At 49.6% G+C, this 13,125-nt stretch carries 12 protein-coding genes and 3 pseudogenes; 7 read left to right on the top strand and 8 right to left on the bottom strand.

The window, feature by feature from the left end; genetic code table 11:
* From GB992_RS10770 to GB992_RS10745, 6 genes and pseudogenes are all read right to left on the bottom strand, one after another.
* The coding region (locus GB992_RS10770) for a recombinase family protein (protein WP_161002438.1) at nt 1–295 on the bottom strand (295 nt) is incomplete at its 3' end.
* 350 nt (nt 296–645) lie between these two features.
* A pseudogene (locus GB992_RS10765) lies at nt 646–840 on the bottom strand (helix-turn-helix domain-containing protein); the annotation flags it as partial.
* A gap of 311 nt (nt 841–1,151) precedes the next feature.
* On the bottom strand, nt 1,152–1,967 hold the full coding sequence (locus GB992_RS10760) for an energy-coupling factor ABC transporter ATP-binding protein (protein WP_161002437.1): 816 nt from the start codon (nt 1,965–1,967) through the stop codon (nt 1,152–1,154).
* Nucleotides 1,954–2,796: an ABC transporter ATP-binding protein gene (locus GB992_RS10755; protein WP_161002436.1), complete on the bottom strand. Its 843-nt coding sequence runs from the start codon at nt 2,794–2,796 to the stop codon at nt 1,954–1,956. Before GB992_RS10755 ends, GB992_RS10760 begins: the two co-directional genes overlap by 14 nt.
* Nucleotides 2,769–3,563: an energy-coupling factor transporter transmembrane component T gene (locus GB992_RS10750; protein ID WP_161002435.1), complete on the bottom strand. Its 795-nt coding sequence runs from the start codon at nt 3,561–3,563 to the stop codon at nt 2,769–2,771. The genes GB992_RS10755 and GB992_RS10750 overlap by 28 nt, the downstream gene beginning before the upstream one ends.
* The gene (locus tag GB992_RS10745) at nt 3,563–4,105 is read right to left on the bottom strand and encodes an ECF transporter S component (RefSeq protein ID WP_100733233.1); all 543 of its coding nucleotides are present in this window, start codon (nt 4,103–4,105) and stop codon (nt 3,563–3,565) included. The genes GB992_RS10750 and GB992_RS10745 overlap by 1 nt, the downstream gene beginning before the upstream one ends.
* 841 nt (nt 4,106–4,946) lie before the next feature.
* Between GB992_RS10745 and GB992_RS10740 the strand changes: the two genes are divergently transcribed.
* From GB992_RS10740 to GB992_RS10720, 5 genes are all read left to right on the top strand, one after another.
* Complete coding sequence (locus tag GB992_RS10740; protein ID WP_045807341.1) at nt 4,947–5,900, top strand: phosphate/phosphite/phosphonate ABC transporter substrate-binding protein; 954 nt, start codon at nt 4,947–4,949, stop codon at nt 5,898–5,900.
* A gap of 74 nt (nt 5,901–5,974) precedes the next feature.
* Nucleotides 5,975–6,751: a phosphonate ABC transporter ATP-binding protein gene (gene phnC, locus GB992_RS10735; RefSeq protein ID WP_161002434.1), complete on the top strand. Its 777-nt coding sequence runs from the start codon at nt 5,975–5,977 to the stop codon at nt 6,749–6,751.
* A 1-nt stretch (nt 6,752) separates the two neighbouring features.
* Nucleotides 6,753–7,547 carry a phosphonate ABC transporter, permease protein PhnE gene (gene phnE, locus GB992_RS10730; protein WP_161002433.1) on the top strand — a complete coding sequence of 265 codons (795 nt, stop codon included), beginning with the start codon at nt 6,753–6,755 and terminating at the stop codon, nt 7,545–7,547.
* On the top strand, nt 7,547–8,359 hold the full coding sequence (gene phnE / locus GB992_RS10725) for a phosphonate ABC transporter, permease protein PhnE (protein WP_161002432.1): 813 nt from the start codon (nt 7,547–7,549) through the stop codon (nt 8,357–8,359). The genes phnE (GB992_RS10730) and phnE (GB992_RS10725) overlap by 1 nt, the downstream gene beginning before the upstream one ends.
* Nucleotides 8,359–9,927, top strand: a complete 1,569-nt coding sequence (locus tag GB992_RS10720) for a bifunctional metallophosphatase/5'-nucleotidase (protein ID WP_161002431.1) — start codon at nt 8,359–8,361, stop codon at nt 9,925–9,927. The genes phnE (GB992_RS10725) and GB992_RS10720 overlap by 1 nt, the downstream gene beginning before the upstream one ends.
* A gap of 152 nt (nt 9,928–10,079) precedes the next feature.
* Here GB992_RS10720 and GB992_RS10715 read toward each other — a convergent pair whose 3' ends face one another.
* Nucleotides 10,080–10,748 (bottom strand): PrsW family glutamic-type intramembrane protease, encoded by a 669-nt coding sequence (locus GB992_RS10715; RefSeq protein ID WP_161002430.1) that lies wholly within the window; start codon nt 10,746–10,748, stop codon nt 10,080–10,082.
* Between GB992_RS10715 and GB992_RS10710 the strand changes: the two genes are divergently transcribed.
* Both GB992_RS10710 and GB992_RS10705 read left to right on the top strand, forming a co-directional pair.
* Nucleotides 10,702–11,103, top strand: a complete 402-nt coding sequence (locus tag GB992_RS10710) for an ABC transporter substrate-binding protein (protein WP_238331121.1) — start codon at nt 10,702–10,704, stop codon at nt 11,101–11,103. The genes GB992_RS10715 and GB992_RS10710 overlap by 47 nt on opposite strands.
* 57 nt (nt 11,104–11,160) lie before the next feature.
* A pseudogene (locus GB992_RS10705) lies at nt 11,161–12,212 on the top strand (ISL3 family transposase); the annotation flags it as partial.
* 132 nt (nt 12,213–12,344) lie between these two features.
* Here the strand turns inward: GB992_RS10705 and GB992_RS10700 are convergent.
* A pseudogene (locus tag GB992_RS10700) lies at nt 12,345–13,125 on the bottom strand (hypothetical protein); the annotation flags it as partial.

Raw genomic sequence — 13,125 nt, 5'->3', positions numbered from 1 at the left:
CAGCAATCCCTGTCATGGACGGTAAATTCAACACATCTAGGGTGGCACCCTTATTTTGAATGGAGTTCATGATCTTAGTCAAATCATGGTTGTTTCTGCCTAAGCGATCTAATTCAGTGACCATTACAATATCACCCTCACGAATATAGGCCAGCATTTTTTGCAGTTCTGGCCGATTAGTGTTAGCTCCACTTAATTTATCCGTAAATAATTTATCAACGTCTTTTAAAGCCGCTAACTGTCGATCTAAATGTTGCTCCTTGGAACTCACACGCGCATAACCGATTTTAGCCATTTCGAATTCTCCTTTGGACAGTTCTAATGAACACTTATAATTCCTAGTATAGCACAGAAATAAAAAAGACCAGTAGGGTATACCCTATTGGCCTTGCTTATAAGAGAATTGCTATGCAAATTTGTTCAATTTTCTTTCGTGAAAAATTGGTAAAAATATACCCCAAGAGCTTATATATCTCCCAATCTTAAATTATTAATATCTTGAGATTTGTGTACTTTAACATACTTTCTTAAGTCATGAATAGGGATAAACAGTTCATTTGCATCCATAGGATCATCTAAAGTCAATCCCATTCCTGTTTTTGGAATATTAGATTGAAAGGCTTATATGGCCGGGACCTGCTTCTCTTTGCGCTGTTTGTACTTCTCCTGAGCCTTCGAAGGTGAATAGGATTTACCAGTAGAATTACGGCTTAATTCTCGAGAAATGGTTGAGTAACTTTTCTTGATATGGCTGGCAATCTCAAGAAGTGAGTTTCCATGATTCCTCATTAAAAAGATAGTTTCCCGTTCATCTATGGTAATATGCTTGTAGTGGTCCATGGCTGAATTCTTTTCATGATTGTTTTCGCAAACATCATTTTACAGAAATTTGGCCATGGGCCATTCTTTATTTAATTAGTGTTGCACTTAAAGTGTAAATTCAAGGTTAATATTTTCATTATATGCAAAAGGATTGGTCACCACAATGACCAATCCTTAATGTTTATTACTTTTAATTAAATGCTACTATTATCATCATTATTACCGAGCGGAAACGTGCGCCAAAAGGCAACTTCCTGCCACGTAACCGCCTTTCGTCCTACTCTTTAATGTTTGTTACTTTTAATTAGATGTTGCTATTATCATCTTTATCAATTTAAATTGTTGGCAACTTGTTTATGCTTCCTGCAGTAATCCTCTGGGGTTAAATAAACCGAGTGATCACCTAATGCACTCGTTATCGTCATAATTCTTGGTGGCAGCAATCCCACCCGCTTAACCAGTCCTGAATTACCAAATAAGGCTGAAGGTGTCCCGGAAAAGGCAATCTGACCATGCGCCATCACGTGAACTGTCGAAAATTCAGCCGCTACCCAATCCATATCATGAGTAATCGTGATCACCTGATGACCACTTTTTACAAGTTGATGAAAAATGTTAGTCATTCGCTTTCGACTGGGCCAGTCTAACGACATCATCGGCTCGTCAAACAAATAAATTGCAGGATTAATGGCCAAAACCGTTGCAAACGTTAATAACTTTCGTTCAGATGACGAAAGGTCATATGGATTTTCGGCTGCTTTATCAGCTAATCCAACCGCAACCAAAGCTTGATCAGCCGCTTTTTTAATCATCAATTGATCCGATTCAATTTGAGAAAGCCCCCAAGCCACTTCTTTTTGAACCGTTGCGTTAAATAATTGATCATCTGGATCTTGAAATGTCACGCCAATTTGTTTCAACTTTGCTTGTGGTTTCAACTCATCTATTGAAACGCCATTAATCATAATGATCCCTTCTTGCGGTGTTATCAATCCGATCAGTAACTTTAACAAAGTTGATTTACCAGCGCCGTTCTGACCAACAATTGCGGTTAGTGGACTGTCAAAAGATTGCCGATCAATTTCCACCTGAAATGAGTGTTCTGGATAAGTGTAACGCAACCCACTAATTTCAATTTGCGGCATAATAAGCCTCCTCTAATTGTTGATTGGTAACCGGAAATTCGTCTGCTGCACCAGGGATTGACCACTTCATTAATTTTGCCAATCGAAACACAGTCGGTTCAGCAAGCTGCCAGTCCGGCTTCAGATGATTAAAAACAGTCAGCGGTTTTCCTGCCGCAACTAACTCGCCAGCTTTCAGAACCCAAATTTGGTCAGCAATTTCACAGAGATCGTCGACTTCATTTGACACAATGAAGATCGTCTTTTTTTCAACACTGACTAACCAACTGAAGAAATGCTGACGTCCAAGTGGATCCATTTCACTGGTGGGATCATCTAAAACCAAAATTGACGGATCAGTTACGATTGCTGTGGCAATTGCCAGCCGTTGCTTTTGTCCGCCAGACAGCGTTCCCGGTGATTGATTTAATTGGTCGCCTAACCCCAACTGATCGGCAACATTGAGGACTCGCCGTTTAATTTGATCGGCTGGAACTCCTTGATTAATGAGGTCAAACGCAATTTCATCGGCAACCGTATCGGCAAGCCCACTCAATTGACCAGCCGGATTCTGCAGCACAACACCGGTTTGCTGATTATACTTCTGCCAATCCAAATTTGGCGATAATGATCCAACTTGAATGGTTCCCGTTACATCACCTGAAATAATTGTTGGTACAATTCCGGCTAATGCCCGACATAACGATGTTTTACCTGCATGATGATTACCAATGATGCCAATAACGTGCCCAAATTCGGCGTCAACCGAAATATGTTTTAGCGCGGATTTTTCAATCCCTCGGTAACGTAGACTTAAATTTTCTAAATGAATTTGCTGCCGATTATCCATAATTTCCACCCAATCAATATAATTGCTAATAAACTCAAGCCACGATGATTAACCATTTCGTGCCGATAAAGATTTGCCGATTTTAGTGCCACCCGATGGGGACTATTAAATCCACGTAATCGCAGGGCGATCGACCGTTCCATTGATTGATCAAGCGTTTTGATCACTAACGGAACCAGCACTGGTAAAATTGATTTAATCTTTTCAAGAATGGTTTTCTGTTGATTAATGCCACGTGCCCGTTGCGCCATTTGAATTTTTTTCATGTTGGCCATCATTTCCGGTAAAATATAGCAAACCGACATCAATACATAGACTGCTTTATAGGAGAGACCGACCTGCTCCAAATATTTAGAATTTTCTGACACTGTAGTCGTTGTCATAAAAAAGCTGGTTGCTAAAATAATGACAAAAATTCGACACCCCATCGTTGCTGCATACAACAGCCCTTCTTGATAGAATCGAATCCCGACCACTGAAACCAACAGAGTCTGATTGTGACTGTAAAAGAGGCCCTGAATAATCAGCATTGTAAAAATTAAGAATGAGCTGAATTCAATTGCGTGAACCGCCGACTTGCCGGCTTTCGAAATCAGTAGAATCACTAGCGCAACGAATACAAGCGCAATTTCAACTAACAAATTGGTGAAACAAAAGCTTAGTAAGGCCAGATCAAGGGCCATCAATAATTTCGTTACCGGATCAACTACCGACGTCCAGCCACGGTGAGCTACCGAACCTTGTAAAATTGAATTTAGTTCATTCATTATTTATCATCCCTGAAAAAGCGAATCATTCGCTGTGGCAGTTGCCTATAGATAAAGAATGCCAAGTAGGCAACAACAACTTTATCCAAAATGTCCAAAATAAATTCATCAGTAAAGGATGAAATCCAAACCGGAATGTGATTAGCGATCATCGCAGCGAAAATTGAATCACCCCAAGGAATCCCAGTTTGGCCACCCCAAAAAATGACATTGAGTGGTGTTGAAATGACAGCAGATACAATTGCAATAATAATAGCGGATACGAATACTTTCTTTGCGGATGAAAACCATCCCTTGGCGTGGAGGACCCCAACGGCAATCCCAATTCCAATACTAGTAATTGCGTAGACCGTTGAAACCGGTGATAGCGTCAATCCATAAATGACATTATTAATAAAGCCACTAATTGCACCAGCCACCGGGCCAGCTAACATACTTGCCAGAAAAGTTCCCAACGTTCCTAACCAAACCGGTAATTTTAATCCTTCGGCAAACGCCTTGGCAACATAATTAATTCCGACTGCTGCAGGAATCAACGTCATCGTTGCTGTTGACAACCGAATCTTCCAGATACTTGACCGCTTAATATTTGGGACTCTCAAAATCCGCACCTCATTTGCTTAATTATTTTAAATAAAAGTATAAATCGCTTTTATTTAAAAGTAATTTATACTTTTAATCTAATTAAAAACATTGTACGACTGTTTTGATAAAAGTCAATTCGACTTTAATAGTTTTTGCGGTTGCGACTTGGTCTTTTTTCTTCTTGAAGCTTATGTTTTGTTTAATACGGAATATTTTGGAGTAAGCTGGCTACCGAGTCTAAACGTGCAAAGAGAAGCAGGTCCCGGCCATATAAGCCTTTCAATCTAATATTCCAAAAACAGGAATGGGATTGACTTTAGATGATCCTATAGATGCAAATGAACTGTTTATCCCTATTCATGACTTAAGAAAGTATGTTAAAGTACACAAATCTCAAGATATTAATAATTTAAGATTGGGAGATATATAAGCTCTCGGGGTATATTTTTACTAATTTTTCAAGAAAGAAAATTGAACAAATTTGTATAGCAATTCTCTTATAAGTAAGGCCAATAGGGTATACCCTATTGGCCTTTTTTGATCCATTATCAATGGCTTTTTAAATTAGGGCCTAGTACTTTTGGAATGGAAATACTTTCCAACACCAAAAATTCTAGACCCGAACAAAATAAATATCGTTCAGGTTTCACGTTTTACATTCCGTTTTTTTAGGATTGAGCGTTTTATAATTATTTTAATAACGAAATTTATCAGAACTTATCGTTGCAAAAGTTCAATTATTTGCTAGAATGAAAAAGAATCATCGCAACAAAATTACATAACTGAGGAGTGAGTGACATGCATTTGCGAGGTAAGGCAAAACTACTCGTACTCGGTCTGGCTCTATTAGCGCTTCCGATCACCCTGTTCGGTTGTGGAAAGGCCACGAGTTCAACCAGTTCCGCAACGTCTGCCGGCTATACGCCGAAGAAGTTGTCCGTTGAATTCGTGCCCTCTTCCAACGCCGGCACCATCGAAGCCAAGGCTAAACCTTTGGAAGGCCTGTTGAAGAAACAACTGGGCATTCCCGTTACAGTGAGTGTTTCCACGGACTATAACACCATCGTTGAGGCGATGGGGTCCAAGAAAGTTGACGTTGGGTTCCTGCCGCCTGACGCCTACGTCCTCGCACACAAGCAGTACCATGACAAGGCCATCCTCCAAGCCGAACGTTACGGTGTGAAGGAACCGAACGACCAAGCCACCAAAGGGTTGGTCAACTACTACCGGTCCCAGATCCTGGTTCGCAAGGATAGCGGCATCAAGTCCATCAAGGACCTGAAGGGCAAGAAGATCGCCGTCCAAGACACCACGTCCACGGCCGGCTGGATCTTCCCCGCCGTTGAATTGCTGGAGCACGGCATCAACGTCAACAAGGACGGCATCAAGACCGTGCAGGTCAAGGGTCACGACCAAGGGGTGCTCTCCGTCTACAACAAGAACACCGACGCCGCCTTTGTCTTCCAAGGCGCCCGGAACCTGGTCAAGAAGGATGTGCCGAACATCATGAGCCAAGTGGTGCCAATTTACACCACGGGCAAGATTCCGAACGACACCATCACGGTCCGGGGCGACATGACCGCTAAGTGGCAAAAGAAGATTGCCGAAGCGTTCAAGGCCATCGCCAAGACCAAGAAGGGTCACGAGATCATCTCGACCGTTTACTCACACGAAGGCTACGCCGATTCTAAGGACAGTAACTTCAACATTATTCGCGAATACGACAAGAAGGCCGAAGCACTGAACAAGTAACCGGTGCTGACGTCACCAGAAGCAGCAAAGGGATGTGAACCGCCTTTGCTGCTTTTTTATGAGGGGGAAATAAGATGCAAGCAACTGCGACCCAAACCAATCCAATCATTTCGTTTAAGCACGTCAACAAGATCTACGACAACGGCACGGTCGGCCTGAAGGATATCAACTTTGACATCCCCCGGGGGCAATTTCTGGTCGTCGTCGGCCTATCCGGGGCCGGGAAGAGCACCCTGCTCCGGACCATCAACCGAATGCACGAGATTACCTCCGGCGAGGTCCTGGTCGACAACGAATCGGTCAGCGACTACAAGGGCAAGGCCCTGCGCCACCTGCGCCGCCATATCGGCATGATCTTTCAAAATTTCAACCTGGTCAAGCGGGCGACCGTGGAGAAGAACGTCCTCTCCGGTCTGGTCGGCTACTACCCGACCTGGCGCTGTGTACTGGGCCTGTTCACACCCCACGACCGCAAGCGCGCCTTTCAAGCCCTCGACCGAGTCAGCCTGACCAAGAAGCTGTTCTCCCGGGCCGATGAGCTGTCCGGGGGGCAACAGCAACGGGTGGCCATCGCCCGTGCGCTGATGCAAGATCCCAAGATCATGTTAGCCGACGAACCCATCGCCTCGCTGGATCCCCGGACCACCAAGGCCGTGATGGACACCCTGAAGCGCCTGAACCGGGAAGACGGCATCACCGTCATCGTCAACCTGCACTCCGTCGAGCTGGCCCGCGAATACGCCGACCGCATCGTGGGGCTGCGTAGCGGCGAACTGGTCTACGACGAACCCATCGACCAGGTGACCGAAGCGGGACTGAACCAGATCTATCAAACGAAACCGGAGGCGTAATATGAGTACTCCTGAAATTCCCCAACGCCCGTGGCGGCAACGCTACCACGTCAGTGCCATCGCCTGGACGGTGACCATCGTGGTCTTACTGATCCTCTCCTCCATGGCGACCGGGGCCAACTTTGGCATGTTCCTCGCCAATATCAATCAATTCACGGTCCTACTGGTCCAGATGTCCCACCCCGCGTGGGCCTACCTGTCGGTCATCATCCAGCCCCTCTACGAGACCATCCAGATGGCCATCCTGGGGACCACGATTGGGGCCGCCTTCGCGATTCCCTTCTCCCTGTTGGCCGCCAGCAACCTGGTTGGTAACAAAGTCTTACGTAACCTGATTCGGCTCTTCTTGGATCTAGTCCGGACCCTGCCCGACCTGTTGCTGGCCGCCATCTTCGTCGCGGTCTTCGGCATCGGCTCCACGGCCGGGGTCATCACCCTGGCCATCTTCTCGTTCGGGATGGTCTCCAAGCTGTTCTACGAGGTCATCGAGACCATCGACATGGGTCCGCTGGAAGCCATGAAGTCGGTCGGGGCCAGCAAGGTGACCATCATCTGGTACGCCGTGTTGCCCCAGATCCTGAACCAGTTCGTCAGCTACTTCCTTTACACCCTGGAAATCAACGTCCGGGCCTCCACCGTCCTGGGGTACCTGGGCGCCGGTGGGATCGGGGTCTACCTCCAACGGTCCCTCGACCAATTCAACTATAGCGCCACCGCCGTGATCATCTTAGCCACGCTGGTCGTGGTCATGGTCATTGACGGCGTCAGCAACCATCTAAGGAGGGTGCTGCTCTAATGCAAACGACTTTATCCAAAGAATTCGCGCCACGCTCACTCTGGCAACGCTGGCGCTGGCTGGTCTGGGTGGCCATCATCATCGCCATCTACGCCTGGGCCATCGGCGGCCTGCAATTCAGCGGGCTGCAATCGTCCGCCAAGACCGTGTCCGATTCCATCGTCAAGGGCCTGCTTCACCCGGACTGGGCCTACGTCTACAACGGCAGCGGTGAGGATCTGTCTTCCTTAACGATCCAGACGCTGGCAATCGCCTTTCTGGGGACCATCGTTTCGGCCGTCATCAGCGTGCCCTTCGCCTTCTGGGCCGCCTGCACCGCCCACGAACGCTTCTACCTGCGCTCCGGAAGTGGGAAGGTCATCCTGACACTGATCCGGACGTTCCCCGAAATCGTCTTGGCCATCATGTTCATCAAGGCGGTGGGCCCCGGGTCCTACGCCGGGGTGCTCGCCATCAGCATCCACTCCATCGGGATGCTGGGCAAGCTCTTCAGTGAGTCGCTGGAAAACATGGACCGGGGGGCCGAAGAGGCCATCACCAGTGCCGGCGGGAACGCCCCGCAGGTGTTCGTCCTGGCCACGATTCCGACAATCATGCCGGAATTCATCTCCTACACCCTTTACCGGTTCGAAATCGCCGTGCGATCCGCTTCCATTTTAGGGATGGTCGGCGCCGGCGGAATCGGGACACCCATGATCTTCGCCATCCAGACCCGGAACTGGCCGCGGGTCGGCATCATCCTGCTGGGCATCATCGTGATGGTCCTGCTGATCGATACCCTCTCGGAACAATTACGAAAGAGGTTGATCTAATGCGTCGACTCAAGTTACTTTCCACCAGTGACGTCCACGGATACCTGTTTCCCACCAACTACAGCGCCCGCGACGACACCCAACCCTACGGCTGGTTGCGCGCTGCGGCCCTGATCCAGGAGCAGCAGGCCCTGGCCGGCCCGGACGACATCGTCCTGACCATCGACAACGGGGACTGGATCGAAGGGTCCTCACTGGCCAGCTACCTGGCGACCGCCGCGCCCCAGCAGGCGGCCCTGTTCTCCAAGCTCGCCCAACGGCTGCATGTCGATGCCGGTATCCTGGGGAACCACGAGTTCAACTACGGGCTCGACTACCTGCGCGCCTGCGAGGAAGACCGCAACTATCCATTGCTGGGCGCCAACATCGACGGCGGCCACGCCCAGGGCATCATCGACGCGCCCTACCAGATCTTTGAGAAACGCGGGGTAAAGATCGCCGTTCTGGGGCTGACCACCGCCTACATCCCCGTCTGGGAACCGGCGACCCACCTGACCGGCCTGACCTTTCAATCGGCTCTGGCCACCGCCCAACACTGGGTCCCTAAGCTCCGCCAACGCGCGGACGTCGTGGTGGTCGCCTATCACGGCGGTTTCGAGGCCGACCCGGCCACGGGGCACCCGACCGAACGCCTGACCGGTGAAAATGAGGGGTACCAACTCCTGACCCAGGTGCCCGGCATCGATGCGCTGATCACGGGCCACCAGCATCGGCAGATTGCCGGCGTGTACCACGGTATCCCCACGACCCAACCCGGGGACAAGGCCGTAGCCGTCGGAGAGATTGACCTGACCCTCGACGACGACCTAGCCATCGTTGACCGCCAGGCCCGCTTGCTGAAGACGGCCACCGTCGCACCGGCACCCGCGCTGGCCCACCAACTAGCGCCGTTACAGGCCACCGTGGAGGATTGGCTGGACCAACCCCTGGGGCACCTGACCGGGGCCAGCCTCGAGGTGACCGACCACCTGGCAGCGCGCCTGCACGGCCACGCCTACCTGAACTTCGTCAACCAGGTAGAAGCCGCTGCCGGGCAGGTCGACGTTGCCGCGACCGCCCTCTTTAACGACGACGTCCAGGGCTTTGCGCCGAACGTCACCCGGCGGCAGTTGTTAAACAGCTATCCCTACCCCAACACCCTGGTGGTCGAACGGATCACCGGGGCGGACCTGAAGGCGGCCCTGGAACGCTGTGCCAGCTTCTTCACCTGCGATGACCAGGGCCACATCGGCGTGTCCCCCGCCTTCACGACGCCCAAGGTCGAGCTCTACAACTACGACGTCTACCGCGGCATCGACTACACCTTCGACCTGCGGCAACCGGTGGGCCAGCGTGTCACCCGGCTGACCTACCACGACGCCCCCGTCACGGCGGACCAGCCCCTCGACGTGGTCATGAACCAGTACCGGGGCAACGGCGGCGGGGACTACCCAATGTTTAACGCCCGCAAGGTCATTCGCGAGATCAATACCAGCGTGGTCGACCTGATTCAAACCTACTTAGAACACCACCCGACAACCACGGGGGTTACGCCGCACAACCTTCACGTCATTTCTCAGGAGCCGTGACCCATGACCCAAAAATTCTTCCACGTCATTGATTTTCTCCTCTGGGCCGCTGTGCTGGCCTATGGCCTCCTCTGGTTGAGTGGGCGCTAAAAAGGGAAGTTGGCCAAACCGCCAACTTCCCTTTTTAACACTCTTTAATGCGCGGTGAACGCCTATTCCACTTGCCGTTGTTGCAGGTGCTCGATCTCCTTGAGCCCGGCATTCATCAGGACAAACACGATGATCCAAGCGATTACGATCAGGAAGATCAGTTTCAGGTACGGGTCGATCAGGCCGATGTCCCAGTCCCAGGCGGCGTGGAGCAGGATCGCCAGGACGAAGAAGACCAGAAAACGGGTGTCTAGCAGGTTACTGGCCTTAAACGGCTTCGTCCGCTTGACCACCATGATAGCCCCGCCGGCGATGGCTGCCCAGACCAGGTGACCCCCGATGGCCGACCAGCCCCGCAGAATGGCGACCTCGACCAGTTGGTTACCGGCACCGTAGATGTAGCCGGCCGTTTCAAAGGCCGCGAAGCCCGCACCGACCGCGGCCCCAATCAGCAGGCCGTCTAGGATGTGCTGGACGTTGAGCCGGTCGATGAAGTACGCCGTGATCAGCAGCTTGCCGAGTTCCTCGACCACCCCGATCGACAACGAGTCGCCCAGTGTCAGCATGCCCGTCATCTGACTGGTTTGGCTGAAGCTGACGAGCTGGTAGAGAAACAGCGTCGCAATCAGGGCGAAGATACCCCCGATGAAGAAGATCTTAACGACCTCAAAGAGGCTGATGTCCTTGAAGGCGTTGGCTTCAAAGAAGAAGACCAGGCCCGAGAACGGCACCGCGAAGGTCACCGACAGCGTCTCGGCCAACCAGCTGAGCCAGGTCGGCGAGGGCCTGTACCGGCTCAACGCCGACAGTCAACCCGTAAACGCCCTGGCCAAAAAGACCACCATTTCTCAGGATGGCAAGCACTACATCATCGACCTGCACCAGAACGGCAAGTGGAGCAACGGCCACGCGGTGACGGCCCAGGACTTCGTGTACTCCTGGAGACGGACGCTGAACCCGCAATCCAAATCCGAGTTTACCTACCAGTTCGCCAACATCCAAAACGGGTCTAGAATTTTTGGTGTTGGAAAGTATTTCCATTCCAAAAGTACTAGGCCCTTTTTGATAACAAAAAAAGGCATCTAAGCCTCCCTAGTGCTATGCTTTAAGCGACGAAACTCAAGATAAGCGGGGTAGGAATAGATGTCTCAACTAGATAATACACTTAAATTACTGGAAATTACAGACACAAACATTCAGGTGTTCGGTACTCGTGAGGAATTTCATGGTCGGGGCTCGGGTCGCAAAAAGTATTTGATCATCCAGGCAGAGCTTACCTACACACTCAGGCGCTGTCCCAGCTGTGGATACAATACGTTGCACCCTAACGGACACAAGCTCACTCATGTCCACATTGCAGGACCCATGGACCGACCCGTAATTCTAGAGCTAAACAAGCAACGCTGGCGTTGTAGTAACTGCCATAGCACTTGTACGGCCACCACTCCAGTGGTATCAACCAACCACGCCATCGGTCACGGACTAGCGACTCATGTGCTGAAGCTAGCCAGTAAATCACTCCCGGCTAAGACTATCGCCAGTCTCACCGGTATTTCGACAAACTCAGTTCAGCGTATTTTGACGGCTAATATTCATCCACACGCGAGCCGCCGGTTACCGATTAATCTATGCTTTGATGAATTCCGTTCCACGCACGGCTCCATGTCGTTTATTTGCATTGACGCCGACACTCACAAATCAGTTAAAGTACTTAGCGACCGCCTTAATAGAACCATCAAACAGTTCTTTCTTAGTCAGTACAGTACAGCACCGCAGAACGGGCCGCGGTTCCACGCGTCATCATGGACATGAACGCCTCCTATCAGGCATTCGTGCACGAACTATTCCCTAACGCCGAACTCATTATTGATCGGTTCCACATTATTCAATTAATGGGCCGGACAATGGGTACCATTCGCACTCAATGTTTAAAGCAACTCGACAAGCATTCGTGGGAATATAAAGTACTGAAATCACTATGGCGCCTATTCCACAAGGCCAACCCTGACGCACAAAAGAGCCGCTACCTCTTCGGCCTGAATGAGTACTCGACCGAACAGAACGCTATTGATATTGGAACCGATACGTTTCCGGCCTTCAAAACAGCTTATGAAACCTACATCGATCTCCACGATGCTTTGATGGGGCGTCACGCTGATGAACTCAAGAATATCATCACTAACTATCAGCCTAACGAGAGGTCCCAGGACGAGCTAAAATCGTTTATTAAATTTCTGCCACCGCCTTTGAAGCGGCTTGCATGGGAAGTCTTGTTAGCGCAAGGCTTCCCTTTTCTATTACATTAGAGCATGACCTTTAAAAACTGGCTAACGTTTTAGACTTTGATCAAGTTCGGATTCAGGTTGTTTGATCTCCGGATTCTGTTCAGCAAATGCTTGCAGCTGTTTTTGAGTTCGCTTACTGATTTCATGGTGTATATCATTTAGCTTGTTTTTTAGTTCTGATTTTTGTTGTGGGTTTCTTGCTTGCTAAACTTGTTGTTGCAAGCCTTGATAGGACTTATTAAGTTCCTGAGCTGATAGCTTTTTTAGATCATGCTCAGGTTCTTTTTGTGCTTCTTGTAAGCCTAATTGTTTGGTTAACCCGTCGCTAAGCTCAATCACTTTGTTACTAACTTGCTGGATTTCACTTAAAGCGCTATGGATCACGGCTTTATCTTTAGCCCAGGTAGCCACATACCCGAGTGAGTAGTTACTAGTATCAACACCAATATTTTGCATGGCAACATACGCAACCGCTTCGGCTTGGGTTTCCTGATAGGCTCGTGGCCGATCTTTAAAGGCTGATTTTAAGCCGTGTAGCTGGCTATGCGCATATTCGTGGTATAACGTCTTTAGTTTCAAAGCATTGTCGGGCTCATCGCCACCAATGACGATTTCATTAGTGCTGGGTTGAAAATACCCCTTAGCCCCATTTAGCGTCGCTAAAGGCACTTCACTGACTTTAAGGTCGGTTTGCTGGTTTAAATAATCTTTGAACGCGTTATATAAGCTTGTCACATTCTGATGATCGGCCAAATTTTCTTTGACAAAGTCTTTAGCACTTAACACTGGTTCACCGCTAGTTTGTGCCACATCAAAGACGGGT

This window comes from Furfurilactobacillus milii, assembly GCF_009863985.1.
In the GTDB taxonomy this organism is placed as follows: Bacteria; Bacillota; Bacilli; order Lactobacillales; family Lactobacillaceae; genus Furfurilactobacillus; species Furfurilactobacillus milii_A.
The sequence above is the reverse complement of the archived record's forward strand: the minus strand, read 5'-3'. Positions and strand labels throughout refer to the sequence as shown.

What these genes read in the sequence shown, in the direction of transcription:
- GB992_RS10740 (WP_045807341.1), top strand. Translation starts at nt 4,947, where the DNA reads ATGCATTTGCGAGGTAAGGCAAAACTACTCGTACTCGGTCTGGCTCTA.
- GB992_RS10745 (WP_100733233.1), bottom strand. Translation starts at nt 4,105, where the DNA reads ATGACGTTGATTCCTGCAGCAGTCGGAATTAATTATGTTGCCAAGGCG.
- GB992_RS10760 (WP_161002437.1), bottom strand. Translation starts at nt 1,967, where the DNA reads ATGCCGCAAATTGAAATTAGTGGGTTGCGTTACACTTATCCAGAACAC.
- GB992_RS10720 (WP_161002431.1), top strand. Translation starts at nt 8,359, where the DNA reads ATGCGTCGACTCAAGTTACTTTCCACCAGTGACGTCCACGGATACCTG.
- GB992_RS10750 (WP_161002435.1), bottom strand. Translation starts at nt 3,563, where the DNA reads ATGAATGAACTAAATTCAATTTTACAAGGTTCGGTAGCTCACCGTGGC.
- phnC (WP_161002434.1), top strand. Translation starts at nt 5,975, where the DNA reads ATGCAAGCAACTGCGACCCAAACCAATCCAATCATTTCGTTTAAGCAC.
- phnE (WP_161002433.1), top strand. Translation starts at nt 6,753, where the DNA reads ATGAGTACTCCTGAAATTCCCCAACGCCCGTGGCGGCAACGCTACCAC.
- GB992_RS10755 (WP_161002436.1), bottom strand. Translation starts at nt 2,796, where the DNA reads ATGGATAATCGGCAGCAAATTCATTTAGAAAATTTAAGTCTACGTTAC.
- phnE (WP_161002432.1), top strand. Translation starts at nt 7,547, where the DNA reads ATGCAAACGACTTTATCCAAAGAATTCGCGCCACGCTCACTCTGGCAA.